Annotated in this window: 21 protein-coding genes, 1 pseudogene and 1 other annotated feature; of the genes and pseudogenes, 16 read left to right on the top strand and 6 right to left on the bottom strand. The window is 66.3% G+C overall.

Features of this window, described 5'->3' with window-relative positions; translation table 11 throughout:
• The first annotated feature begins 40 nt into the window (after nucleotides 1-40).
• From N177_RS00315 to N177_RS22195, 3 genes are all read left to right on the top strand, one after another.
• On the top strand, nucleotides 41-769 hold the full coding sequence (locus tag N177_RS00315; RefSeq protein WP_023430221.1) for a L,D-transpeptidase: 729 nt from the start codon (nucleotides 41-43) through the stop codon (nucleotides 767-769).
• Entirely contained in the window at nucleotides 766-1,617 is an 852-nt protein-coding gene (locus tag N177_RS00310; protein WP_023430220.1) for an OmpA/MotB family protein, read from the top strand. The genes N177_RS00315 and N177_RS00310 overlap by 4 nt, the downstream gene beginning before the upstream one ends.
• Before the next feature lie 116 nt (nucleotides 1,618-1,733).
• A complete protein-coding gene (locus N177_RS22195) occupies nucleotides 1,734-1,865 on the top strand; it encodes a hypothetical protein (protein WP_023430219.1) in 132 nt (43 codons plus the stop codon).
• 42 nt (nucleotides 1,866-1,907) lie between these two features.
• Here N177_RS22195 and N177_RS00305 read toward each other — a convergent pair whose 3' ends face one another.
• Nucleotides 1,908-2,519 (bottom strand): class I SAM-dependent methyltransferase, encoded by a 612-nt coding sequence (locus tag N177_RS00305; protein WP_040484852.1) that lies wholly within the window; start codon nucleotides 2,517-2,519, stop codon nucleotides 1,908-1,910.
• 896 nt (nucleotides 2,520-3,415) lie between these two features.
• Here N177_RS00305 and N177_RS00300 point away from each other — a divergent pair.
• The 9 genes from N177_RS00300 to N177_RS00260 all read left to right on the top strand — a co-directional run bounded on the left by N177_RS00300 (nucleotide 3,416) and on the right by N177_RS00260 (nucleotide 14,124).
• On the top strand, nucleotides 3,416-3,757 hold the full coding sequence (locus N177_RS00300; RefSeq protein WP_023430217.1) for a YHS domain-containing protein: 342 nt from the start codon (nucleotides 3,416-3,418) through the stop codon (nucleotides 3,755-3,757).
• A complete protein-coding gene (locus N177_RS00295) occupies nucleotides 3,750-4,073 on the top strand; it encodes a DUF5676 family membrane protein (RefSeq protein WP_200863351.1) in 324 nt (107 codons plus the stop codon). The genes N177_RS00300 and N177_RS00295 overlap by 8 nt, the downstream gene beginning before the upstream one ends.
• Entirely contained in the window at nucleotides 4,070-4,330 is a 261-nt protein-coding gene (locus N177_RS00290) for a YHS domain-containing protein (RefSeq protein WP_023430215.1), read from the top strand. Before N177_RS00295 ends, N177_RS00290 begins: the two co-directional genes overlap by 4 nt.
• A gap of 170 nt (nucleotides 4,331-4,500) precedes the next feature.
• Nucleotides 4,501-6,474: a copper-translocating P-type ATPase gene (locus N177_RS00285; protein WP_023430214.1), complete on the top strand. Its 1,974-nt coding sequence runs from the start codon at nucleotides 4,501-4,503 to the stop codon at nucleotides 6,472-6,474.
• 65 nt (nucleotides 6,475-6,539) lie between these two features.
• Nucleotides 6,540-8,129, top strand: coding sequence for a trehalose-phosphatase (gene otsB, locus N177_RS00280; RefSeq protein ID WP_023430213.1), 1,590 nt, complete (start codon nucleotides 6,540-6,542; stop codon nucleotides 8,127-8,129).
• Nucleotides 8,122-10,635: a glycoside hydrolase family 65 protein gene (locus N177_RS00275; RefSeq protein ID WP_023430212.1), complete on the top strand. Its 2,514-nt coding sequence runs from the start codon at nucleotides 8,122-8,124 to the stop codon at nucleotides 10,633-10,635. The genes otsB and N177_RS00275 overlap by 8 nt, the downstream gene beginning before the upstream one ends.
• A gap of 88 nt (nucleotides 10,636-10,723) precedes the next feature.
• A complete protein-coding gene (locus tag N177_RS00270) occupies nucleotides 10,724-11,761 on the top strand; it encodes a type II glyceraldehyde-3-phosphate dehydrogenase (protein WP_023430211.1) in 1,038 nt (345 codons plus the stop codon).
• 515 nt (nucleotides 11,762-12,276) lie between these two features.
• Nucleotides 12,277-13,323, top strand: coding sequence for a YncE family protein (locus N177_RS00265; RefSeq protein ID WP_023430210.1), 1,047 nt, complete (start codon nucleotides 12,277-12,279; stop codon nucleotides 13,321-13,323).
• A 102-nt stretch (nucleotides 13,324-13,425) separates the two neighbouring features.
• Nucleotides 13,426-14,124 carry a CBS domain-containing protein gene (locus N177_RS00260; RefSeq protein ID WP_023430209.1) on the top strand — a complete coding sequence of 233 codons (699 nt, stop codon included), beginning with the start codon at nucleotides 13,426-13,428 and terminating at the stop codon, nucleotides 14,122-14,124.
• A 163-nt stretch (nucleotides 14,125-14,287) separates the two neighbouring features.
• Here the strand turns inward: N177_RS00260 and N177_RS00255 are convergent, their stop codons facing one another.
• The gene (locus N177_RS00255) at nucleotides 14,288-15,067 is read right to left on the bottom strand and encodes a YdcF family protein (protein WP_040484850.1); all 780 of its coding nucleotides are present in this window, start codon (nucleotides 15,065-15,067) and stop codon (nucleotides 14,288-14,290) included.
• A 347-nt stretch (nucleotides 15,068-15,414) separates the two neighbouring features.
• Between N177_RS00255 and N177_RS00245 the strand changes: the two are divergent.
• Nucleotides 15,415-16,682, top strand: a pseudogene (locus N177_RS00245) (IS3 family transposase).
• Nucleotides 15,699-15,825: a sequence feature (AL1L pseudoknot), on the top strand. (Overlaps the previous pseudogene by 127 nt.)
• A gap of 131 nt (nucleotides 16,683-16,813) precedes the next feature.
• Here N177_RS00245 and N177_RS00240 read toward each other — a convergent pair.
• Nucleotides 16,814-17,596 carry a methyltransferase family protein gene (locus N177_RS00240; protein WP_023430205.1) on the bottom strand — a complete coding sequence of 261 codons (783 nt, stop codon included), beginning with the start codon at nucleotides 17,594-17,596 and terminating at the stop codon, nucleotides 16,814-16,816.
• Between the two features lie 222 nt (nucleotides 17,597-17,818).
• Here N177_RS00240 and N177_RS00235 point away from each other — a divergent pair, with 222 nt between their 5' ends.
• Nucleotides 17,819-18,826: a potassium channel family protein gene (locus N177_RS00235; protein ID WP_023430204.1), complete on the top strand. Its 1,008-nt coding sequence runs from the start codon at nucleotides 17,819-17,821 to the stop codon at nucleotides 18,824-18,826.
• On the opposite strand, the gene glgX is transcribed toward N177_RS00235, so the two are convergent.
• The 3 genes from glgX to N177_RS00220 all read right to left on the bottom strand — a co-directional run bounded on the left by glgX (nucleotide 18,823) and on the right by N177_RS00220 (nucleotide 22,321).
• Entirely contained in the window at nucleotides 18,823-20,952 is a 2,130-nt protein-coding gene (gene glgX / locus N177_RS00230) for a glycogen debranching protein GlgX (protein WP_152527799.1), read from the bottom strand. The two genes, N177_RS00235 and glgX, sit on opposite strands and share 4 nt — an antisense overlap.
• Entirely contained in the window at nucleotides 20,945-21,955 is a 1,011-nt protein-coding gene (locus tag N177_RS00225) for a hydroxyacid dehydrogenase (RefSeq protein WP_023430202.1), read from the bottom strand. The genes glgX and N177_RS00225 overlap by 8 nt, the downstream gene beginning before the upstream one ends.
• An 87-nt stretch (nucleotides 21,956-22,042) precedes the next feature.
• Nucleotides 22,043-22,321 (bottom strand): metal-sensitive transcriptional regulator, encoded by a 279-nt coding sequence (locus N177_RS00220; RefSeq protein WP_244444211.1) that lies wholly within the window; start codon nucleotides 22,319-22,321, stop codon nucleotides 22,043-22,045.
• Nucleotides 22,322-22,482: 161 nt separating this feature from the next.
• On the opposite strand from N177_RS00220, the gene N177_RS00215 reads away from it, so the two are divergent.
• On the top strand, nucleotides 22,483-23,067 hold the full coding sequence (locus N177_RS00215; RefSeq protein ID WP_023430200.1) for a c-type cytochrome: 585 nt from the start codon (nucleotides 22,483-22,485) through the stop codon (nucleotides 23,065-23,067).
• Nucleotides 23,068-23,087: 20 nt separating this feature from the next.
• Nucleotides 23,088-23,951 (top strand): DUF305 domain-containing protein, encoded by an 864-nt coding sequence (locus N177_RS00210; protein ID WP_023430199.1) that lies wholly within the window; start codon nucleotides 23,088-23,090, stop codon nucleotides 23,949-23,951.
• Nucleotides 23,952-24,047 lie beyond the last annotated feature (96 nt).

The following is a 24,047-nucleotide window of genomic DNA, read 5'->3' as shown; positions in this document are numbered from 1 at the left end:
ACCTTTTTCGACATGATGCATCTGAGCTTGGGGAGCCTCCATGGCCACCTATCGTTACGCCTCTCCCGGCGGCACGGCACGACGCCTGCTGCTTGACCGCCGCACGTTCGTTCTCGGCGCCGCCGCCGCCCTCGGCGGCTGTGTCTCGCAGACGAGTGAACCCTCCGTCGAGCCGATCGGCTATGCGCAGAACCGCGATCCGTACTACCTGAGGATGTACGGGCCGCTGCCCGACGAGAGGTTCCCGGTACCGGCCGCCGACATCTCCGCGATCGAGCCGCGCTACCTCCGCCAGGAGGTCGACTTCTTCGGACCGGAAGGAGCAGGCACGATCGTCGTCGATCCCGACGAGAAGTTCCTCTACCTCGTGCGCGAGGAGCGCCGGGCCCTGCGCTACGGCGTCGGCGTGGGGCGCGACGGCTTCGGCTGGAGCGGCGAGGCGACCATCGGGCGCAAGGCCGAATGGCCGACCTGGACCCCGCCGGCCGAGATGATCGAGCGCCAGCCGGAGCTCGAGAAGTACCGCTACGGCCAGGAGCCGGGCCTCGACAACCCGCTCGGCGCGCGGGCGCTCTACCTCTTCCAGGGCGACCGCGACACGCTCTACCGGCTGCATGGCTCGCGCGAGGAGTGGAGCATCGGCCGCGCGGTTTCGAGCGGCTGCGTACGGCTTCTCACCCAGGACATCGTCGATCTCTACCGGCGCGTGCCCATCGGCACGAAGGTGATCGTCCGAGAGAGCAGGGGGACGACGGGGCTCACGGCATGAGGCGCAGAAACTGGGACGGCGCCACCGGAGCCCCGAAGTGGATCGTCACGTTTGCGGACCTCATGTCGCTCCTGGCCGCCTTCTTCATCCTGATCATCTCCTTCTCGATCCAGGACGAAGAGAAGCTGCAGATCGTTGCCGGGTCGATGCGGGACGCCTTCGGCGTGGACCTCGAGAGCCGGCGCTCCGGCGTCATCGAGCTGGAGGGGCTGCCGGAGCGGCAATACCTCAAGCGTCAGTCCCCGGTTCCGACGGAAGACGATACGTCCTTTGCCGAGTTCCGGCACGACGAGAACCTGAAGCAGGGGCCTGAGGCGAACACGCACCGGCTGGAGGAGGCGGAGATAGAGACGCCCCGCCGCTTCGCCACGGCGGCGGCGTCCCTGCGCCAGGCGTGGCAGGAGATGCCGGAGATCCTGGAGCTCTCCGACCAGATCATCTTCCAGGAGACGGAGGAGGGGCTCGAGATGCAGATCGTCGACCAGGAAGGGCGGTCCATGTTCCCGCCGGGCTCCCGCCGCCCCTACGAGCGGACGCGCCTGCTCCTCGAGACGATGGCCTCGAAGCTCGCGCTGATGCCGAACCGGCTCGTCATCACCGGCCACACGGGCGCCGAGACGGAGACGGCGCCGGGCCGGTCCGACTGGGACCTGTCGGCGGAGCGGGCGCTGACGGTGCGCGGCATCCTGGCCGCGCACGGCCTCCCCGACGACCGCTTCGCGACCGTCTCCGGGGCCGCGGACAGCGAACCGCTGTTCCCGGAGAATCCGTTCATGGCGGCGAACAGGCGCATAACGATCCTGCTGAAGGCGGAGAAGCCGCCCGTGCCGCCGGGGCTTGAGCCGTAGCCCCGCCGGCGCATCGCTTCACACGGATGCGCCGGACGAGGAGCGCCAGACGGGGCAGCGGAACTGGAAAAGGGCCGATCCTCTTTCACAAGCATTCCGACGACAGGAGCAGTGACATGAGCATTCGTTTCCCCCTCGTTCTTGCCGCCGTGTTGGGCCTGGGGCTGACCTTGTCGGCCTGCGACAGCGAGGAAGGCGAAGAGATGGATGGCGAGATGATGGAAGAAGGGATGATGGAGCAAGACTGAGCCCGATGCAGGGCGTGCAGCAGGGCCCTTTTCGGCCTTGCGTCACGGCCGGGCTCGCCCCTCGTAAAAGTATGTCAAGAGCTTCGGGCCTCTCGCATAGCCCATGTCGATGCAGTCGAGCTTGAAGCCCGAGCTTTCAATCAGAGCCTTGATCGGACGATCGAGATGGCAGCCGCCTGCCACTCGCTCCCAGAGGGGAGTAAGCCGATGCTGCCAATTTCGGACCCTGTGATCGGGTGCGAGCCCGTGCTCGACGAAAAGAAACTGGCCACCGGGCTTTATGACCCTGCGCATCTCTTCCAGCGCTCGCTCGGGACGAGGAATGGTACACATCGTCCAGGTGGTGAGGACGGTGTCGATGCTATGGGCCTCGAGCGGGATCTCTTCGGCAGAGGCCTCTAGCAGGCTCACCCGCATTCCGCTCTTCCCGGCGGCGTCCCCGCTCATCCTAACAAGCCGGCTAGCAGGCTCGAGCCCGATGATCTCACCGGCGCGTGGGCCGTAATAGGGAAGGTTCAAACCGGAGCCTATCCCGATCTCGAGGACGCGTCCCTCTGCCGCGGATGCGATCCGTTTCCGGTAGGGCAGGAGTTCGCGGCTTCGCATCGACAGGTGCACAAGGTGTGGAAGGATCCGCTCCTCATAGAAGTTCATGGCGATGTCTCTGCACTCACCCTTGTTTCTGAATCCGGTGCTGCGCCTCTGGGGCGATCGGAACCCCGAGCGCGCCTGCCACGGCTTGCCAGTTAGGTACAGCTAGGGGTTGGCGATGTGGCGGCAATGAAGGCTAGACCGGCATCCGCCCGTCCCGCCTCCATCGAGCCGTGGCACGGCCCTCGGGGACTGCTGGCAGCATCGACTGTCGCGGTCCCGCAGGTGCAGCCGGCGAAGCCGATTGCGGAAGATCAATGCGTCGGGTCTTTCCATCTGGCCTGCTTCGTTCCAAGGGTCACATGGTTCAGCAAATGCGCGAAGCATCGCTCACATTCCGCGACATCAAGAGGAACGCCTGGTGCAGGCGGGGGGTGGCGCTCGCGTGTGTGCTGGCTATCGTTCTGGGGTCCTTCGGCCACCTCAACGCCCCCTCGGCGGCGACCCTCGCGGACGCCTCTGTCGTTGCGGCGCTCGCCCATCAAGGCGGCCTCTCGGATGCCGAGCACCAAGCTGCGCCCGGCCAATGCCATCATAACGTGCCATGCGCCTGGCAGGCCGTGCTGTCACCTGCGCCACTCGCCATGCCGCTTGCCGTCTCTGTCCCTCAGTCTGCCGTCACGGACATGTCTGGCGGCTTGACCATCTCTCCGCCCACGGCACCTCCACGCGCCTGACGTCCAGACGTCCGGTGCTCGCCAACGATGCGGGTGCCGGATGCGTGACGTCGTTGGCTGCAGGTCCGTCCTTCCCACCATCGGCGTCGCGGTAACGACGGCCTCTCCTCCGCTCGACCGCGGCCGTGGATCGCCCGCAGCAGGCCGTCGAGGCCGGGGACGGCAAGCACGTCACATCGCCGTCGCGGACGCCGCCGACGGCTGGCAGGGGAGAACGCTGCCGTGGATGCCCTTTTGTATTTCCTCTTCTGGGGAGGGTTGATCTTCCTGATGATGCGCTTCGGCTGCGGCGCCCACGCGATGGGACACGGCCACGGCTCTCACAACGGGAAGGCGGCGCAGCCTACGTCTGGCCCCGTCCGCTGGATTGCGCCGAAGACCGACCGGGACCCGGTCTGCGGCAAGAGCGTGCAGACCGACCATGCCAAGCCCTCGATCCATGACGGCATGGTCTACTACTTCTGCTCCCGCGAGTGTCGCGAGATCTTCGAGGCCGCGCCGCACCTTTATGTCGGTCGGGAAGAGATCGGGCCGCAGGATACGCTGGAGCGGGCCCATGGCTAGTCGTCTCTACGCCGGGCCGGCAGCCGGGGTGCGTGCGGACTCGGGGCGTTCATCGGCTCCCCGGCTGCCCGTCGCTGCGCTTGGCATGAGCCTGGGGCTCTTCCTTGCCATCACCTACGTCCTGTGTGTCGGCTTCGATCTCCTCTTTCCCGAGCACGCGATGTACCGGGCCTGGGCACCGCTTCTGCCAGGCTTCGAGTGGCTGAGCTGGCAAGGCTTCCTGATCGGGCTCGCCGAAAGTTTCGCCTACGGCTGGTACGTCGCACTGGTCTTCGCCCCGCTCTTCAACGTCTTCGCGCGGAGGTGGACCAGATGAACGTGCGGATTCCCGATCACGAGGAGCTCTCATCCGGCCCTGACTTGGGAACGGAGCAGGAGAGCAAGATCGAGGTGAGGGACCCCGTCTGCGGGGCGGTACTCGACGTCGGTGACGCCGCCGCCTGCGAGGAGCGGGACGGCTGGGCCTACTTCTTCTGCTCCGATGACTGTCGCCGTGCCTTCGCTGGCGAGCCGGCGCCGCCGGGCACCGCAAGCGAGATCGGTGCAGCGGCACTTCCAGGACCTGAGAGATGACGCAGATATCCCCCCGCGAATCCACCCATCGGAGCCGTGCGGCCGAACCTGGCGGGGACGGAACGCCTGCGGCTCCTCCGCCCGAGGTGACGGACGCCGCGCACCACGGGCACCAAACGGGGCAGCACGGCCATAGCGGGCAAGGCCATGCCGGCCATGACCATTCCGCAATGGTCGCCGACTTCCGGCGCCGGTTCTGGGTTTCGATACTCCTCACGGTGCCGGTGCTGGCCCTGTCGCCGATGATCCAACGCTTTCTCGGCGTGCGTGAGGCGCTGTCCTTCGCGGGTGACGCCTACGTTCTCTTCGCCCTCTCGGCGGTCGTCTTCTTCTACGGCGGCTGGCCCTTCCTCAAGGGACTTCTGAGCGAGCTGGGCGCCGGACGTCCTGGAATGATGACGCTCATAGCGATCGCCATTTCGGTCGCTTTCATCTATTCGGCCGCCGTCACCTTCGGACTTGCCGGGGACGTCTTCTACTGGGAACTCGTCACGCTCATCGACATCATGCTGCTCGGCCATTGGATCGAGATGAAGTCGGTGATGGGGGCATCCGGAGCGCTGGAGGCCCTCGTGCGCCTGTTGCCGGCGACGGCTCACCGGCTGGGAGAAAACGATGCGATCGAGGAGGTGCCGGTCACCAGCCTAACCCCCGGCGACCGCGTTCTCGTGCGGCCGGGCGAGAAGGTGCCGATCGACGGCGTGATCCTGAAGGGCAGCTCGAGCTTCAACGAGGCGATGCTGACCGGCGAGTCGAAACCGGTCGAAAAGGGCGAGGGTCAGGAAGCGGTCGGTGGTTCCGTCAACGGCGAGGGTGCCGTGACGCTTCAGATCAACAAGACCGGCGACCAGACCTATCTGAGCCAGGTCATCGACATGGTGACGCAGGCGCAGGAGACACGTTCCCGCACGCAGGACCTGGCGAACCGGGCCGCGCTCTGGCTCACCTACATTGCCTTGTCGGCGGGCACCGCGACGCTCGCCTTCTGGCTCCTCGCAGGAGCGGGCTTCGAATTTGCGCTTGAGCGTATGGTCACGGTGATGGTCATCGCCTGCCCTCATGCGCTAGGCCTCGCCGTGCCTCTGGTGGTGGCAGTCAGCACGCGACTGACGGCGCAGAACGGGCTCCTGATCCGCGACCGGGCCGCCTTCGAGCGTGCGCGCAATCTCAACGCCGTCCTGTTCGACAAGACGGGCACGCTGACCGAAGGGCGCTTCGGCGTCGCGGGCATCGTGTCGCTCGTCGACATGGCGGAGGACGAGGTACTCGCTTGGGCGGCCGGCCTCGAGAGCCAGTCGCAGCATCCGATCGCGCAGGGCGTCGTGCGCGGCGCAGAGGAGCGCGGCGTGACGGCGAAGCCGGTCGAGTCCTTCCGCAGCCTGACCGGCCAGGGCGCAGAAGCCACGATCGAGGGACGTAGCGTCCGCGTCGTCAGCCCCGGCTACCTCAAGGCGCACGGGCTGAGTGCGGACCATGCGGACATCGACCGCCTTGCGGCAGAGGGCAACACCGTCGTCTTCGTCCTGATCGACGACGAGCCGGTCGGCGCCATCGCGCTGGCGGACGTGGTCCGGCAGGAATCCTTCGAGGCCGTCTCGCGCCTCAAGGAAATGGGCATCCAGTGCATGATGGTGACGGGCGACGCTGCGCCGGTGGCGAAGTCGGTCGCCGAAAAGCTCGGCCTCGACGACTATTTCGCCGAGGTGCTGCCGCACCAGAAGGTGGAGAAGGTGCGCGAGGTGAGGGCGCGCGGCCTCAACGTCGCGATGATCGGCGACGGGGTGAACGATGCGCCGGCGCTGGTCGAGTCGGACCTCGGCATCGCCATCGGCGCGGGCACCGACGTGGCGATAGAGTCCGCCGACATCGTTCTGGTGCGCAGCGACCCGCGGGACGTCTTCGCCATTCTGGCTCTCTCTCGGGCGACCTATGGCAAGATGATCCAGAACCTGTTGTGGGCCACCGGCTACAACATCGTGGCCATGCCTCTGGCTGCAGGCCTCGCCTATGGCTGGGGGATCCTGCTCACGCCGGCAGTCGGCGCCGCCTTCATGTCGCTCAGCACCGTCATCGTCGCGATCAACGCCAAGCTGCTCGAGCGGGCGCGCAAATTGGTGGCGAGCACCGGAGCTGCGGCGTCGTGATCGATGTGAAACCGCACGTCCACCAAGCTGGGTCGAGCCTGGGGAGGCGCCGGGATCACGCCGGCATGAGGGTGCACCTTGGCCACGGAGGTTCCGCATACAGGATCGATCCGGCGACCTTCCAGGCCGCGATCTTCGACCTAGACGGCGTGGTGACGCGGACGGCCGTCGTCCACGCGGCGACGTGGAAGCGGCTGTTCGACGCCTATATGCGGGAGCGGTCGAATCGGACGGGAGAGCCGTTCCGTCCGTTCACCGACGAAGACTATCGCAAGTATGTGGACGGACTGCCGCGATACGACGGGGTCGCGGCCTTTCTCGCCTCCCGGAACATCGAGCTGCCGCGCGGGCGCCCGGACGATTCCCCGGATCGGGAGACCGTGTCCGGGCTCGGCAACCGCAAGGACGCGCTGTTCAAGGAGACGTTGAAGCGGGATGGCGTCGCCGTCTTCGACACCAGCGTCGCGCTGATCCGCCGTCTGAGGAGCAGGGGCGTGAAGACCGCGCTCGTCTCTTCCAGCCGCAACGCCCGCGCCGTGCTGGAGACGGCGGGCGTGACGGAGCTGTTCGACGTGATCGTCGACGGCAACGACCTCGCCCGGCTCGACCTGAAGGGCAAGCCCGCGCCGGACCTGTTCCTCGCCGCCGCCCGGAGCCTCGGGGTGTCGGCGGATCGTGCGCTGATGGTGGAGGATGCGCTGAGCGGCGTCGCCGCCGGGCGGGCGGGGAAGTTCGGGCTCGTCATCGGCGTCGATCGCGCGGGACAGGCCGATGCGCTGGCACAGGCCGGGGCGGACCTCGTCGTCGAGGATCTGGGGGAGCTGAGCCTCGTCGACGGAGTGGGCGACCCGGATGGCGCCTCTGCCGCACCGATGCCCGAGACGGGCGAGGCGATAACGCTGCTGATCGCGAGCCGACGGCCGGCCGTGTTTCTCGACTATGACGGCACGCTCACTCCGATCGTGGCGCGCCCGGAGCTGGCAGTGCTGTCGGACGAGATGCGCGCTGCCGTAAGGCGGCTCGCGAGACGTTGCCCCGTCGCCGTGGTGTCCGGCCGCGACCGTGCCGACGTCGAGCAGCTCGTAGGTCTCGACGACCTGATCTATGCCGGCAGCCACGGTTTCGACATCGCTGGTCCCGGCGATCTGCATGTCGAGCACGAGGATGCAGCCCGCTTCACCGAGGCGGTCGGACGCGCGGCCGCCATGCTGGGGCCGGCGCTTTCGGGGATCGACGGTGCGCTGGTCGAGCCGAAGCGCTTTGCGGTCGCCGTGCACCATCGGCAGGTTGCGGAGGCGGATGTCTCCGACGTCGAGACGGTCGTCGACCGGGTGCTGCGTGACGTGCCGGAGCTGCGCAAGACCCGGGGCAAGAAGGTCTTCGAGCTGCGCCCCCGCTTCGACTGGGACAAGGGCAAGGCGGTCCTGTGGCTTCTCGAGGCCCTGAAGCTCGACCGGCCGGACGTGCTGCCCGTCTACGTCGGCGACGACACGACCGACGAGGATGCCTTCCGCGCGCTTCGCGATCGCGGCATCGGCATCCTGGTCGGCCCGGCCGGCACGGAAACGGAGGCGCGGTACCGGCTGGACGACACGGAGGCCGTCGGACGCTTCCTCGCCGCCCTGTCGGATACGCTGGAGGAAGCCGGTGGCTGACACGCCGTGGAAGCTTTCCTACGAGGGGTTCGATCCTACGCAAGAGGGCCTGAGGGAGGCACTCTGCACCCTCGGCAACGGCTACTTCGCCACGCGCGGCGCGGCCGAGGAATCCGAAGCCGACGACGTCCACTATCCCGGCACCTATCTCGCCGGCGGCTACAACCGGCTCGAGACGGAACTCGCCGGCCGGCGGATCGAGAACGAGGACCTCGTGAACCTGCCGAACTGGCTGGCGCTGACCTTCCGGCCGGAAGGCGGGGACTGGCTGAACCTGCGGCGCGTCGAGGTCCTGGGCTATACGCAGGCGCTCGATCTCCGGCAGGGCGTGCTCGAACGAACCGTGCGGGTCCGCGACCGTGAGGGGCGCGAGACCTCCATCGCCAGCCGGCGTCTGGTGCACATGCGGCGGCAGAACATCGCGGCGATCGAGATGCGGCTCACGCCGGAGAACTGGTCCGGCATCGCCGAGATCCGCTCGGCGCTCGACGGCCGCGTCATCAACGCCGGGGTCGAGCGCTACCGGCAGCTCAACGGCAAGCACCTCGCGCCGCTCGGGACGCGAGAGCCGTCAGAGGATGCGGTCCTGCTGCTCGCCGAGACCAGCCAGTCGCGCATCCTCGTCGCCGAAGTTGCCCGCACCCGCGTCTATCGCGACGAGGGGCCCGCGGAGGCGAGGCGGGCGACGGAGCACGAGGAAGGCTATGTCGCGCAGCGCCTGAGCGTTGCGGTGGGGCAGGGCGAGAGCCTGACGGTCGAGAAGGTGGTCGCACTCTGCACGAGCCGCGACCGGGGCATTTCGGAGCCGACCCAGGCTGCGATGGAGGAGATCGGCGACACCGGACGATTCTCCGACCTCCTCGCCTCGCATGCCCTGGCCTGGCGGACGCTGTGGGACCGGGGCGACATCGTCCTCGATGGCCACCCGCACAGGCAGATGGTGCTGCGCCTGCATATCTTTCATCTCCTGCAGACGGTATCTCCGAACACGGTCGACATGGACGCCGGCGTGCCGGCGCGCGGCCTGCACGGCGAGGCCTATCGCGGGCACATCTTCTGGGACGAGCTCTTCATCCTGCCGTATCTGAACCTCCACTTCCCGGAGATCAGCCGCGAACTCCTGCTCTATCGCTATCGCCGTCTCCCAGCGGCGCGGCGCCTGGCGCGGTCGGCCGGCCGCCGCGGCGCAATGTATCCCTGGCAGAGCGGGTCGAGCGGGCGGGAGGAAAGCCAGGTCCTTCACCTGAACCCGCGCTCCGGCCGCTGGACGCCGGACAACACGTCTCTCCAGCGGCATGTGAGCCTGGCGATCGCCCACAACATCTGGCGCTACTGGCAGACGACCGGCGACCGGGGGATCATGGCGGCGCACTGCGCCGAGATGCTCGTCGAGATCGCCCGCTTCTGGGCCAGCATGGCGACATGGGACGAGGCCGGGGGTCGCTACCGCATCCTCGGCGTGATGGGCCCCGACGAATTCCATGATCGCTATCCGTGGCGCGACGAGCCCGGCCTCGACGACAACGCCTACACGAACGTCATGGCGTCATGGACGCTCAGGCGCGCGGCCGATGCGCTGGACGATCTGGCGCCCGGGCGGCGCGCGGAGCTCCGGCTTCTCCTCGACGTCACCGACGAGGAGCTCGCCGACTGGAAGCGGATAGCGGGCGGGATGCGCGTGCCGCTCCTCGAGGGCGGCATCATCGCGCAGTTCGAAGGCTACGACCGGCTGGAGGAGCTCGACTGGGACGCCTACCGCGCCCGCTACGGAGACATTCAGCGCCTCGACCGGATCCTCGAGGCGGAGGGAGACACGATCAACCGCTACAAGGCGTCGAAGCAGGCCGACGTCCTGATGCTCTTCTACCTGTTCTCGGCGCAGGAGCTGACCGATCTTCTCGCGACGATGGGCTACGACTTCGACCCTGCAACGATCCCCGCCAACATCGACTACTACATGCGCCGCACCTCGCACGGCTCGACGTTGAGCCGCGTCGTGCACTCCTGGGTGCTCGCCCGCAGCGACCGCGCCCGGTCGTGGGAGCTGCTGACCGAGGCGCTGGAAAGCGACCTCCTGGACATCCAGGGCGGGACCACCGCCGAAGGCATCCACCTGGGCGCCATGGCGGGCACCGTCGACCTGATCCAGCGCGGCCAGACGGCGCTCGAGTTCACCGACCACACCCTGTCGATCAGCCCGTGCCTGCCCGAGGCCATGCAGGGCGTCCACCTGAAGTTCCTCTATCACGGCTACTGGCTGCATCTCGACGTGGGCTGCGACGAGGTCACCGTCACGGCGCCGGACGGGTGGGCAGGGCCGCGTCGGATCCAGGTCCGCGACCGGATCCACGAGTTCCAGCCCGGCGAGACGCTGCGCTTCACGTGTCATCTGGAGGACGGGTGGCGGCCGCAACAGGGCGCTCCCGAGCGGACGGGCCGGGCGGAGGGAGTGGCGGAAAGTGTCCGCCGACAGCCGAACGATGCATCTCCGGGACAAGGCCGATGACTCGCTCCATCGAAGACAGATCTCGACGGCCCAGAGCGCCCACTGCGCAGGGCGTACCACTCAACATCCAAAGTCGCAGGAGGCTGACATGACGAGCGGAAAGACGCGCGTGGCCGTGAACGGCTACGGCGTGATCGGCAAGCGTGTTGCGGACGCAGTCGCGGCGCAGGAGGACATGGAGCTGGTCGGTATCGCGGACGTCACCACCGACTGGCGTCTCAAGATCGCAGCCGCCCGGGGCTACCGGCTCTTCGCCTCTCTTCCGGAGCGGGCGGGAGAGATGCGCCAGGCCGGCTACGACATCGCCGGCGACCTCGACGACCTGCTCGGCGAGGTCGACGTCGTCGTGGACTGCACGCCGAAGCCGATCGGGGCGAAGAACGCTGATCTCTACCGGCAGAACGGCGTCAAGTTCGTCTTGCAGGGCGGCGAGACGCACGAGGCGACCGGCCACTCCTTCGTGGCCGAGGTGAACTACGAGCAGGCGCTCGGACGGGATTGCACCCGGGTCGTCTCCTGCAACACGACGTCGATCGTACGCACGCTGACGGCGCTCAAGCGGGCGGGGCTCCTCCGCCGGGCGCGCGGCACCGTGATGCGCCGGGCGACCGACCCGTGGGAGAGCCACAAGGGCGGCATCATGAACACGCTCGTGCCCGAGGCGCACATCCCGAGCCACCAGGGACCGGACGCGCAGAGCGTCGATCCGGAGCTCGACGTCGTCACCATCGCGGTCAAGGTGCCGGAGAACATCGCCCACCTGCACAGCTGGGCGGTCCAGCTCGCCCGGGAGGCCACGCGCGAGGACGTGCTGGAGGCCTTCCGCAGCTCTTCCCGCATCGGGTTCCTCAGGATGCAGGACGGTCACGAGGCCCTCAACACGATCAAGGAGATGATGAGCGACATCTACCGACCCCGGGCCAATCTCTACGAGGTGGCCCTCTGGGAGGACCTGGTCACGGTGCAGGGCGACGAGGCGTTCTACGCCTACGCGGTCGACAACCAGGCCATCGTGATCCCCGAGAACATCGACGCCATCCGCGCGCTTGCAGGCTCCGAAACGAGTGGTAGCGCCTCCATCCAGCGGACGAACGCCGCCCTCGGGATCGGCAACGGGTTCGTTTGAGTGGCTCGGGAGATGAGGTGGCTTTTCGCAGGCGTCTGGCGCCGACGGATCACAGTGCTGCTCGCACTCTTGGCGCTCATCGTCGGGCTTGGGGGAGGGCAGGAGGTGCGGGCGTTCCCCGAGGCTCCGAACGGCGGACACGTCTCTGTGGTCTCGCCTGGGGTCGGCCTGGTCCATTTGCATGCCTCGATAGGCTCGGCGGGCTGCCAGCACCACGTCGCCTGCGGATACGTCGCCGTGCTTCCCCCCGTCCTGCGGGCGGCCCGGCCGTCGCCTTTCGTGCCGAGTTTGCCCGGCTCGGGGCGTGCGGAAGGACTGGATCTTTCACCGCCGACCGCGCCGCCACGCGCGTAGGCCGGGCGCTCCCCTCGTGCGGACGGGGCGATTCCTTCGCCTCCTCATGGTCCGCAGCCCAAGGGAGTGGCGCGTGGCGGCGCGGTCGCACAGGGCGGTCGATCCCGCCGCCCATCGAAGGTGAAGAGATTCAAGGTTCGAAAGGTAAGATCATGAAGTGCATGGGCAGCGCCGTTATCGGCGCACAGGTTCTGTCGTTCACGATGATTGCCGCCGCGCAGGCCGCGACCGTCTACATCCCGGAGGGAAGCGCCGGCCAAGTGCTGGTGGTGGACAGCGAGACGGACAAGGTGGTGCAGACGATCTCGGGACTCCCGGAAATCCACGGCCTCGGCGGCTCTCCCGGTTCGCCGTATCTGGTGGCGGGAAGTCTCGCCGAGACGTCGCGCAACGAGACGGTCGAGAAGCCGCAGGGCATGGCCGAGGACGAGCACGCCGCCCATCACGGCGGCGGCAAAGCGACCATGCAGGAGGGCGACGGCTCGATAAGTCTCCTTACCATCGTGAGCGCCGCCGACGGCTCTCCGGTGGCGAAGCTCGAGGTTTCCGGGGCCGTCCATCACGTGGCGGTCTCGCCGGACGGGCGATACGCGGTGGCGACGCATCCCGGCGAAGACGGCGTCAGCATCGTCGACCTGCCGAAGAGGAAGGTCCTGTCGCTGGTGCGCACGGGGCCGATGCCGAACTACGCGGCCTTCAGCCCCGACGGCTCGCGGGTCTATGTCTCGAACAGCGGGAACGGGACCGTCAGCGAGATCGACACGGAGAGCTGGATCGTGCGCCGGAACCTAATGGCTGGGGATTCGCCGGAGCACCTCGCGATGGCACCGGACGGAGGTAGGCTCTATGTCGCGAACGTCGTCGCCGGCCTCGTCACGGCTCTCTCCCTCGAAAAGGACGGCGAGGATCGCACCTACGAGATCGGCGGCGAGCTTCACGGCCTCGACCTGTCCGACGACGGCGCCACGCTCTTCGTCAGCGCCAAGAGCGAGGACAAGGTCGTCGCCGTGGACGTCGAGTCCGGAGAAATGCGCAGCGCTCCACTCGCTCCCGCGCCCTACCACCTGACCGTCATCCCAGGCTCGGGCAAGCTTTACGTGTCGAGCCGCGACGAGCCGAAGGTGTGGGTCGTCGACCAGGCGAGCCTCGCTCCGCGGAACTCCATCGGCATCGACGGCGAGGGACACCAGATGGTCGCCCTTCCCTGAAGACCAGGGAAGAACGCCCGCAAGCGACGGGTGCCGCTGGGATCCTCGTGGAGGGTTCCGGCGGCGCCTGCCGTCGCCCGCATGTAGCAAGGGAGAGGACCGATGCAGGTCAAGGACGTCATGCAGAGGCCGGTGGTGACGGTTTCGCCGGCGACCACCGTTCGCGAGATCGCCGAACTGCTGCTGGAAAAGCGGATCAGCGCCGTCCCCGTCGTCGACGAGGCGGGGCAGGTCCAGGGCATCGTCAGCGAGGGCGACCTGATGCGGCGACCGGAGACGGGCACCGAGCGGCATCCCTCATGGTGGCTCGATCTCTTCACGACACGTGCCGAGCGGCCGGCCGACTTCATCAAGTCGCATGGCATGCTGGCGCGCGAGGTGATGACGCGCAACGTGGTGACAGTGGACGAGGAGGCGAGCCTCGAGGAGGTCGCCGCCGAGCTCGAGCGTCACCGGATCAAGCGCGTGCCGGTCCTGCGGGATGCCAAGCTCGTCGGGATCGTCAGTCGGGCGGACCTGCTTCGCGGCATCGTCTCCCGAAAGGCCGGCGAGAGCCCCACTGTGGACGACCGCGAGCTGAAGAGGGCTGTCGACCGGGCGCTCGGTGAGGCTGGCGTCGACACCGCCTTCGTGAGCGCGGTGGTGACGAACGGCGTCGTGCATCTCTGGGGCGGCGTCAACACCAGGCAGGAGAAGGAGGCTGCCGGCGTGGCCGCCCGCAGCGTGCCAGGCGTGAAGGATGTCCAGGACGAAATCGGCGTCTTCCCACCGATCGTCCGGTCGACGATGTGGGCGGAGTAGTGGGCGGTGGGTTCCCCATCGATCCCAATCTGAGATCGTCGCGAGGAGCTTCGCCATTGCCTTTGATGCGCCCCACGGTAGCGGACGTCACGACACCGGGTGCTGCCGACACGTAGCCCGTGGATGCCGCAGCCGGCGCATCCACGGGCCTGAGGCCAACGAACTAAGGGGCCGGGAACAGCTCCTTGGTCCGACCGGTCACACGGTAGGCGGCAAGCCCGATCCATTCGTGTGTCGCGAGGTCGAACGCGGATACTCCTTCCGCGACTGACATCATCCTGGCATCCCGCGTGCGGTAATCGACGGGGTAGGGAAGCACGCCGAAGCCTGCTGCTCGGAAGCAGGCCATCGAGCGGGGCATGTGACTGGCGGAGGTGACCAGCAGCCAGGTTTCGCCCGGCTTCGGCTCCGCAAGAGCAGTGCTCTCCTCCGCGTTCTCGCACGTGTCCGCCGAGCGCTCCTCCAGCGTGATCTTGTCCTCCCGAACGTCCATCGCGATCAGCAGGTCCCGTGCGAGCGCCGATTCCGTCATCGAACGACTGCCGTGACCCTCGCTGGCGCCTCCCGAGAGGATGATGCGTGCATCAGGGTGTCGCCGCGCCAGTATCGCAACGGCGGCCACACGCTCGCCGGCGTCGTTGAGGGCAGGGGCCCCTCTGTCTTCGCTGATATGGACGTTCACGGCGCCGCCCAGCATGACGATGCCCGCAACCGGTCCGTCGTTCCGCGCCTGCGGAAACCGATCCTCGAGCATCTTCAGTGTCCAGGGCGCGAGCGGTGACCAGCCAATGAGAGCCAACGAGACAATCGACAGCGCCGCAAGCGATCTGCCGATGCGCCGCCATCCGATTAGAAGCAAGATCAACGCGAGCAGCCCGCCGAACGCGATGAGATTGGATGGGAGCACGAAGAAATCGAGGGCGTTCGAAATAAGGTGGAGCATTCGCTGCGTCCGACTGCCTGGCGTGGAGACCGTGTGGCGAAGATCGCTGAGACAACAGGATCTCTACCGCCGAACGGTTGATGCAGCCTTTCGGGCTTTCCCGCTGCGTCGGCAGGAGCTGAGGCTCCCCTTGGGCGGATCCGACTCCATGCCTGGCGCGAGGTGGTGCGGCGCCGGCTGTTGTGATCGGTCGAGGCAGGCGGCCGATCTGCGGTTCAACGTCTCGGGCAAGCGGAGAACAGGGGCGCGACGCGGAAGGGCGGGTAGAGGCGGCGGAGGCCGGTATCGCAGCGGTGAACCGCCCCGGGTTTCCCGGAGACCTCAATTCCTGAGAGAATGGGGTCATCATGACGAAGACGACATCGAAGAGATATTCGCCGGAAGTCCGGGAGCGGGCCGTCCGGATGGTGCGGGAGCATCGGGGCGAGCACGCGTCGCAGTGGGAGGCGATTTCATCCATCGCGGGCAAGATCGGCTGTTCGGGCGAAACGCTCCGCAAGTGGGTTCGCCAGGCCGAACGCGATCAGGGTGCTCGGCCCGGGCAGACGAGCGAGGAGCGCGACCGGATCAAGGCTCTCGAGCGCGAAGTCCGCGAGTTGCGTCAGGCCAACGAGATCCTGCGCAAGGCGTCGGCGTATTTTGCGACGGCGGAGCTCGACCGCCCATTCAAACGATGACGGCGTTCATCGACGTTCATCGACGATCATCGTGATGTCTATGGGGTCGAGCCGATCTGCCGGGTCCTGTAGATCGCCCCGTCGACCTATCACGAGCACGCCGCTCGCAAGCGGGATCCCTCTCGCAGGCCAGCCGGGACCACCGCGACGCTGATCTCTGCAACGAGATCCGCCGCGTCTTCGAGGCAAACTTCGGTGTCTATGGCGTTCGCAAGGTCTGGCGCCAGATGAAACGCGAGGGCATCGACGTCGCCCGCTGCACGGTCGCCAGGCTGATGAGACGCATGGGCCTGAACGGCGTCGTTCGCGGCAAGCCGGTTAAGACGACGATCAGCGACAAGGCCACGTCCTGTCCGCTCGACCGGGTGAACCGGCAGTTCCAGGCGCTCCGGCCGAACGCCCTGTGGGTCAGCGACTTCACATATGTCGCCACATGGCGGGGCTTCGTCTACGTCGCGTTGCGACAAATGCTGCGCATTTGCGCTGACGTCATCGACACCTTCGCCCGCCGGATCGTCGGCTGGCGCGTCTCGCGGACGGCGCACGCCGACTTCGTTCTCGACGCCCTGGAGCAGGCGCTTCACGACCGGCGGCCCTTCGCCGCCACCGGGCTCGTGCACCACAGCGACAGAGGATCGCAATACGTCAGCATTCGCTACACCGAGCGTCTGGCCGAGGCCGGTATCGAGCCCTCGGTCGGCAGCGTCGGGGACTCGTATGACAACGCACTCGCCGAGACGATCAACGGTCTCTTCAAGGCCGAGGTGATCCACCGGCGCGGTCCGCGGCGGAACCTCGAAGCCGTCGAGTTCGCCACACTCGAATGGGTGGACTGGTTCAACAACCGCCGGCTGCTCGAGCCGATCGGCAACATCCCGCCCGCCGAGGCGGAAGCCGCCTACCATGCGCAGCTTGAGGTCGTGCCGATCGCCGCGTAGGACTCAAACCAGTCGGTCTCCGGAAAACCCGGCGCGGTTCAGTGCGTCGCCGGCCTCGACTTCGACTCGTCTCGAGCCATCTGCCGGCGAGACACATGAACGACCTGGTGCGCCGAACGAAGGACGACCTTCTATCCGGTCGTGGCGAGCGACCCCCACTGCCCCCGCCCGGGAACGAACATAGGCGTCCGAGCCATGTAGATGCGATATTGGTCGCCGAATTCAGCGAGCATGCGCCGCTCCTCGCGTCTGGCCTGTATTGCGTAGGCTACGACGATGACCGGGAAGAGAACGATCGAAAACAACGTCGGCCAATGGATCACGCCCTCGCCGAAAAGGGCAAGGAAAAGCCCCGTGTATTGCGGGTGACGAACGATCGAGTAGAGGCCGTTGGTCGCAAGGCGGTGTTCCTTGCGAGCGCGATACACCTCCCGCCAGCCCTGTGCGAAAAGACCGAAGCCGACGATCACGAGGGCGTATCCGGCCAGCATTGCGATCAGCATGCCGAGTTCGCCGACGCCCAGCAGCGTCGACCAGAGATTGGCACTCACATAGTCACGGTCGAGGCCTGTGAAGCGCACGAGCAGATAAATCGTGAGGGGGAAGCCGTACATCTCGGCGTAGAGCGACACGATGAAGGCCTGGACCAGGCCCGAAACCGTCCATTCGCGCCAGCCACGAGGCGCGAAATATCGGTAGAAGGTCCACGACACCGCGACGATCACGATCGCGGCGATCCCCCAGGCGCCGGCTTGATAGAAGTGCTCCATGACCGTCTCCAAAAGGCCCGCAGGGTGCGGCGTGGCCATGATCTGCAAGTGGATGATGCAGCCTTCTACCAGAGACAGGACGGTCGGTTGTTGAGGTGCGTCAACGAAGGAAAGCGCGGCTCGGTGCAACAGCGTCGTCACCACGTGTTCGGCTGCTTCCTGAGTTGGTGCGAACGGCCAACTTGTACGGCAGGGCTTTAACTGAGCCTGTCGGGAACAATGGAGATCCGCCGTCGTTCGGGCGACGGTCGTGGTACAGTCCCGGATGTCCCGGCTGAACGCGCGAGGAGCCATCGTTGGCCCATCGCCGCCGGCGAGTTCCGGCAGACTCTCGCGCCGGATCTGTCCTGCATGCATGAGGTTTCGATGGTTCTCCTTTCGCTTCTGGGAGCCCTGCTGATCTTCGCGACCGTCGGGGACGTCCTCGTCACGGCGCTCACCACACGCGGCGCCGGTCCGGTGACGTCGTTGGCGGGATCGCGCCTGTGGACGCTTTTCCTCTGGTGGCACCGCCGGTGGACTTCCCACAACTTGCTCGCCTACGGCGGCATGGCGATCCTCGCGAGCATCGCCACCCTCTGGATTCTCGGGCTCTGGGCAGGCTGGTCGCTCGTTTTTCTGGGGGCAGAGGTTCCGCTTGTTTCGGCGTCGGACGGGACGCCGGCCGACACTCTCGAGATCGTCTACTTCGCCGGCTATACGCTTTTCACGCTGGGACTCGGCGACTTTCGCCCGGACGGCGATACCTGGCGGATCCTGACCGCGCTCTGCGCAGGCAACGGATTGCTCGTGCTCACGATGGCGGTGACCTACTTCGTCCCCATCGTCTCGGCCGCGACGGAGCGACGTCAGATCGCCCTTGCGATCGATACCGTCGGAAGTTCCCCGAGCGCAATCCTGCGAAACTGCTGGGACGGTAGCCGCTTCGATCTGGAGCAAGTGGCGAGCGAACTCGTCTCTCCCATTCTGCACCAGGGACAGCAGCATCTCGCCTATCCCGTGCTGCACTATTTCCATAGTCCGCAAGCCGCAAGCGCGCTTCCCGTCCGGCTGGCGGCGTTCAGCGAGGCTCTTCGAATTGTCCAGGAGAGGGTGCCGCAGGAGAACCGGCCGCGGGAGCTGCCGATGAGGCGATGCTCGCTCGCCATCGCCTCATTTCTTCAGACCCTCGAAAGCACGCACATCAAAGCCTCGGCCGAGGAGCCTTCGCTTCCCGATCTCGAGGCGCTGCGCCGCGAGGGACTTCCCCTCGCAGACGAGGCTCTCGTCGAGCCCTCGCGCCTGGTACTCCACCGCGAGCGGCGTCATCTCAAGGCCTTCGTGGAAAGCGACGGGTGGACATGGCCAGATGTCCTCGGGGAGCGACAAGGTTAGCGGGATTCCAACACCACAAGGCTCCGGCTGTTCAGCAGCAAACCGTCTGCTCCACCTCCTGGAACCGCGGGACCGGTCTCCGGTGCGTCGTCGGGTGCCTCCATGGATGTATCCAGCAAGACAGTCCACTCGCCATTCGCCCCTCGTGGCAGCACGAACCGACAGATGTCCCGAGTTGCGTTGAAGAGCAGGCAGAGATGACCGTCCCCCGCCTCGACCATACAGCCGAGCCTGTTCTCTGAACCCTGCCAGGCCGGTAATCCCCCGTCTCGCCCGAACCATGTGAGCTCGGAGGGTGAGTAGAAGTGCTCCGACCGTAGCACCGGGTGCGCCTTGCGAAGGGCAACCACGCGGCGGACGAACCGCAGAAGCCCGGAATTCCGTTCGGCCAGCGTCCAGTCGTACCAGGAGGTCTCGTTGTCCTGGCAGTATGCGTTGTTGTTGCCCAGTTGCGTCCTGCGGAACTCGTCGCCTCCGAGGAGCATCGGGATGCCTCGCGAGAGCAAGAGCGTGGCGAGCATGTTCTTGATCTGCCGTAGCCGCGCCGCCTCCACTTCCGGGTCGGTACTGGGTCCCTCGCATCCGTTGTTCTCGCTGTAGTTCTGGTCCGTGCCGTCCCTGTTGTCCTCGCCGTTCGCCTCGTTGTTCTTCCGGGAGTAGGAGACGAGGTCGTTCAGCGTGAAGCCGTCGTGACTGGTAATGAAGTTGACGCTGTTCACCGGGCTCTCGCCGCCGTGCTGATAGAGGTCGCTGCTGCCCGACAGACGCGAGGCGAACGCGCCCGTCATGCCGGCGTCGCCGCGCCAGAAGCGGCGGACATGGTCACGGAAGTGGCAGTTCCACTCCGCCCATCGCTGTCCGGGGAAGCTTCCCACCTGAAAGGCTCCGCCCGCGTCCCAAGCTTCGGCTATGAGCTTTACGTCCCTGAGGATCGGATCCTCGGCGATCTGTTCGAGCAGGGGAGGGTTGGGCAGGAGACGGCCTTCCTCATCCCGTCCCAGCACCGAAGCGAGATCGAACCTGAAGCCGTCGACGTGGTAGTGAATGACCCAGTGGCGCAGGCAGTCCACGATCATGCTCCGGACCACGGGATGGTTGCAGTTCAGCGTGTTGCCGCACCCTGTGTAGTCGAGGTACTCGCCGCGGCTCCCGAGCATGTAGTAGATCGCATTGTCGAGGCCCCGGAAGCTGTAGGTCGGGCCGTTCTCATTGCCCTCGGCCGTGTGGTTGAACACGACGTCGAGGATGACTTCGATGCCGGCGCGATGCAGTTCGCGGACCATCAGCTTGAACGAGGCAGCTTCGTCTCCCGGAGGGACGTCGCCGGCGTAGTCCGCCATGGGCGCAAACAGGGCGATCGGGTTGTAGCCCCAGTAGTTCTGGAGTTCCTCTCCGGTCTGCGGATTCCTCCTGCCGTTTCCGCTTCGGTCGAACGATTGCACCGGCATGAGCTCGAGCGCCGTCACGCCCAGAGCCTGGAAGTACGGTATCTTCTCGATGATCCCGCGATACTGGCCGGGATTCCGCACGCCGGACGATGGATGGATCGTCAGGCCGCGAACGTGGGCTTCGTAAATGATCGTGTCGCGCCAGGCGTGCCGCGGCGGGGAGGTGTCCTGCCAATCCCAGGTATGCCCGGTGAGCACGCCGCGGAGCTCGCTCTCTCTGCGCTTCGCGGAGCCGTCGTCGGGGACATGCGGCCGTCTTCCATCCGGCTCGAGGCTGCAGATGGCCCCGGCATACGGGTCCAGGAGGGGGCGCCTGACGTCATAGCGGTGACCGTCGGCAGGGGACCATGGGCCCTCCGCCCGGAAAACATAGTATCGGCCGGGCAGGGAGCCGGAGAGGCGCACGTGCCAGACATCTCCCGTCCGATGATGTGGCGGGTCGAGGGGAATGGCCTTGCACGGCGCGAGGTCCGTTTGTCGCTCGAAGAGGAGCAACCAGACGGCGCTGGCGTGCCGGCTGAAGGTTGAAACGTTTAGGCCGTCGCAGCACTCGTGCACCCCCAGCGGCAAGGGCTCTCCCCGGCCGACCCTGAAGCTCTGCGGTGCCGCTTGGTCCAGGGAGTGCACGCCTGACCAAACATGCTCGGGCGTACGCGCTACCGGCACCGGATCAGTCATTCCGGACGACATTCATCTGTTCGCCCGCTGCGAACGCCTCGATGTTCCGGATCGTCGTCTCGATGATCCGGTGGACGGCGGATTCGGTATTGTAGGCATTGTGCGGGGTCACGATCACGTTCGGAAACCGCAGGAGCACGTGGTTCGCCACGAGCGCCCTCAGGTTCCTCTCCTGCGAAGGGCCGTCTGTCCGGAATATCTCCGCCTCTTCGCGAATGAGGGGCTCCTCGGGCAGGACGTCCAGGCCGGCTGCTCCAAGTTTCCCGTCCGCGAGAGCCCGGACGAGGGCGGGGATATCGACTACGTTTCCGCGCGCCGTGTTGATGAGGATGGCGCCCTGCCTCATCAGCGAGAATTCGCGGTCGGACAAGAGAGCCTCTGCTCCGGGACTGGCAGGAATATGGAGCGTGAGCACGTCCGCCTGTCGAAGGACTTCATCGAGATGCGCGTATTCGAAGCCCAGCCGGTCGGCGACAGCCTGGTCTGGACGAAGGTCGTAAGCCAGCACCTTCATGCCGAAGCCGCGGGCGATCTCGATGACGCGGCGGCCGATGCGCCCTGTGCCCACCACACCAATGGTGTGCCCCTTGAGCTCGAAGCCGCGAAGGCCGCTATGGGAGAAATTGCCGTGACGGGTTCGATCGACCGCGTCCACGATCTTTCGGGAAACCGAAAGGAGCAGGGCGAAAGCGTGTTCCGCCACAGTCGAATCCCCGTAATCGGGCACGTTGCAGACGACGATCCCATGGTCCCGGCACCAGTCGAGATCGATGTGGTCGTAGCCGGTCGATCGTGTGGCGATCATCCCGACGTGCGGCAGTTCGGCCAGCACGGCCGCATCGACCCGCGAGTGAACGAAAGGGCTTATGATCTCGGCCTCTGAGAAGCCGGTGACCGTCCGGCGGTCGAGCGGCTCCCGGACGCACTGCACCGCATGCCGCGGCTCGAGCCGCAGGCACGCCTCGTGCTCCCATTCCTCGGTCTCGAAAACTGCCACTCGCATCGAAACACTCCGGTCGGGCGCCAGACAGCCGGTGTCGTGGATCTTCCCGCACTCGACCTGCCTTTACCACCTGCTGTGGCAGGTCGGCTATCCGCAGACTTTCTCGAAGATGCCCACGAGTTCGCGGAATTTCTGCCGCTGGGCCTCCAGATCGCTCGACGCGATGGCCTGCTCGACGCACTCGTCCGCGTGGTCCTGAAGGATCAGAACCTCGACTTGAGCCAGGGCGGAGCGGACGGCCATCGTCTGATTGAGAATATCCACGCAATAGCGGTCTTCCTCGATCATCCGTGTAACACCACGCACCTGGCCTTCGAGCCTGGCCAGGCGTTGGAGGGCGGGTTGCTTGCGTTCTCTCATTTTCATGCTGCTGTTTCGCCGGGGCTTCGGAAATGACCGACGCCAGCCTCCGGTTTCGAGGAACCCCGAAGCTAAAGGTGCGTTCTCGCCATACTCCCGTCGGGTATCCGCCCGCTGCCGAGGGGGCGCTGCCCTAAAGATTCCGGTACGAGAGAGAGACGAAACTCATGAAGAGCTTTGGAGCGGGTCTCGCGCTGGGCATCGTCGGGGCCGTCCTGGTGGCGATCGCAGGATGGCTCACCGTCGCCTATACCGGCGTCTACAACGTCGCCGCCTCCGACCAGCACTTCGATGCGGTCAGGTGGACGTTCGACACGACCATGCGCCGGTCGATCTCCAGCCGGGCGGGCGAGGTCGAGCTTCCTGAAAAGTTCGCCGAAGAGGTCATCGCCGCCGGCGCGCGGCATTATGCGGAGAGCTGTGCCCACTGCCACGGCATCCCGGGCGGTGAACCCGAGGAATGGTCGCGAGGAATGCGGCCTGAGCCTCCGCACCTGACCGAGGCCGCCACCGAGTGGAAGCCGGAAGAGATCCACTGGATCGTCAGCAACGGCATCAAGATGACGGGCATGCCGGCTTTCGGCGAACACCACTCGCCGGAGGAGATCACGGCTCTCACTGCCTTCGTGAGCGTCCTCCCGGGGCTGACGGCCGAAGAGTTCGAGCGATTGAGCGCCGCTCCTCGGGACCAGGCAGAACGGCCTCGGGCCACAGGGGAGCCAGCCAGCGAAACGGCACCATCTCGGCCCTAAGAGATCAGGGAAATCCGCACATGTCCTACGTCCGCTTCGGCCTGATGATCCTCACCTCCACGATGGTGATGTTCGTCCTGATGTACGTGAACACGTACGCATGGGAGCACCTCTTCTTTTCAGAGACGCGGACCTACATGGCGATCCTGATGGGGGCCAGCATGGCCGTCATCATGCTCGCCTACATGCTCGGGATGTATTCCAACAAAGGGCTGAATGTCGCGATTTTTGCGGGCGCAACGATCGTCTTCGCGCTTTCGCTATGGCTCGTCCGCAGCCAGGTGACCGTGTCCGGCCCGAGCTACATGCGCGCGATGATTCCGCACCACTCGATTGCGGTCATGACGTCCGAGCGCTCGCAGATCCGGGATCCGCGGGTTCGCAAGCTGGCCGATGAAATCATCGAAGCGCAGCGACGGGAAATTGCCGAGATGCAGTATCTCATCGCGGAGGTTTCAAAGGGCAATGTCGTGGAGAGCATCTACAAGGATCCGCCGGCCGCGCCAGGCACGGTAGAAGACGCCCTCGCGAACACCCTGATCGCCAAGCTCGACCTCGCGCCGATGCCTGAGGCCGAGGCCGACCAGGTGCTCGATGCTGCGGAGCGATGCACCTTCAATCGCAGCCCGGAGTCGGACCCAGTCCTATGGGCCGCGCAGAAGGGGGATACTGCAGCCATGAAACTCAACGGGATCCTCGTCAGTCTCGATGTCACCGGCGAGCCGGAGGAGGGGACGGCGGAGTTTTCCGCTCCCGGCACCACCCTGTCTCTGCGGATGCTTGGCGAGGATGCCGACTGGCGCCAGAAGGCGGAGCTCGTGTTCAAGCTCGACCAGGGCCTCAGTGTCGGCTACCGCGGCTTCTACCGGTGCGGGCCGACCTGACCAAGATCGGATGATCGCATTCGGCCAGGTCTCCTGCCGCCGGTGGCGGCAGGAGACTGCGGCCCATGCAGATCGAACGACCGCTTCCGCCACCTC

This window comes from Lutibaculum baratangense AMV1 (assembly GCF_000496075.1).
In the GTDB taxonomy this organism is placed as follows: Bacteria; Pseudomonadota; Alphaproteobacteria; order Rhizobiales; family Tepidamorphaceae; genus Lutibaculum; species Lutibaculum baratangense.
Note: the sequence above shows the minus strand (reverse complement) of the source record. Positions and strands in the feature narration are given on the sequence as shown.

Excerpts from the sequence above, each read along its gene's own strand:
- N177_RS00315 (WP_023430221.1), top strand. The coding sequence starts at position 41 with ATGGCCACCTATCGTTACGCCTCTCCCGGCGGCACGGCACGACGCCTG.
- N177_RS00310 (WP_023430220.1), top strand. The coding sequence starts at position 766 with ATGAGGCGCAGAAACTGGGACGGCGCCACCGGAGCCCCGAAGTGGATC.
- N177_RS22195 (WP_023430219.1), top strand. The coding sequence starts at position 1,734 with ATGAGCATTCGTTTCCCCCTCGTTCTTGCCGCCGTGTTGGGCCTGGGG.
- N177_RS00305 (WP_040484852.1), bottom strand. The coding sequence starts at position 2,519 with ATGAACTTCTATGAGGAGCGGATCCTTCCACACCTTGTGCACCTGTCG.
- N177_RS00295 (WP_200863351.1), top strand. The coding sequence starts at position 3,750 with ATGGCTAGTCGTCTCTACGCCGGGCCGGCAGCCGGGGTGCGTGCGGAC.
- N177_RS00290 (WP_023430215.1), top strand. The coding sequence starts at position 4,070 with ATGAACGTGCGGATTCCCGATCACGAGGAGCTCTCATCCGGCCCTGAC.
- N177_RS00285 (WP_023430214.1), top strand. The coding sequence starts at position 4,501 with ATGGTCGCCGACTTCCGGCGCCGGTTCTGGGTTTCGATACTCCTCACG.
- otsB (WP_023430213.1), top strand. The coding sequence starts at position 6,540 with ATGAGGGTGCACCTTGGCCACGGAGGTTCCGCATACAGGATCGATCCG.
- N177_RS00270 (WP_023430211.1), top strand. The coding sequence starts at position 10,724 with ATGACGAGCGGAAAGACGCGCGTGGCCGTGAACGGCTACGGCGTGATC.
- N177_RS00265 (WP_023430210.1), top strand. The coding sequence starts at position 12,277 with ATGGGCAGCGCCGTTATCGGCGCACAGGTTCTGTCGTTCACGATGATT.
- N177_RS00260 (WP_023430209.1), top strand. The coding sequence starts at position 13,426 with ATGCAGGTCAAGGACGTCATGCAGAGGCCGGTGGTGACGGTTTCGCCG.
- N177_RS00255 (WP_040484850.1), bottom strand. The coding sequence starts at position 15,067 with ATGCTCCACCTTATTTCGAACGCCCTCGATTTCTTCGTGCTCCCATCC.
- N177_RS00235 (WP_023430204.1), top strand. The coding sequence starts at position 17,819 with ATGGTTCTCCTTTCGCTTCTGGGAGCCCTGCTGATCTTCGCGACCGTC.
- glgX (WP_152527799.1), bottom strand. The coding sequence starts at position 20,952 with ATGACTGATCCGGTGCCGGTAGCGCGTACGCCCGAGCATGTTTGGTCA.
- N177_RS00225 (WP_023430202.1), bottom strand. The coding sequence starts at position 21,955 with ATGCGAGTGGCAGTTTTCGAGACCGAGGAATGGGAGCACGAGGCGTGC.
- N177_RS00220 (WP_244444211.1), bottom strand. The coding sequence starts at position 22,321 with ATGAAAATGAGAGAACGCAAGCAACCCGCCCTCCAACGCCTGGCCAGG.
- N177_RS00215 (WP_023430200.1), top strand. The coding sequence starts at position 22,483 with ATGAAGAGCTTTGGAGCGGGTCTCGCGCTGGGCATCGTCGGGGCCGTC.
- N177_RS00210 (WP_023430199.1), top strand. The coding sequence starts at position 23,088 with ATGTCCTACGTCCGCTTCGGCCTGATGATCCTCACCTCCACGATGGTG.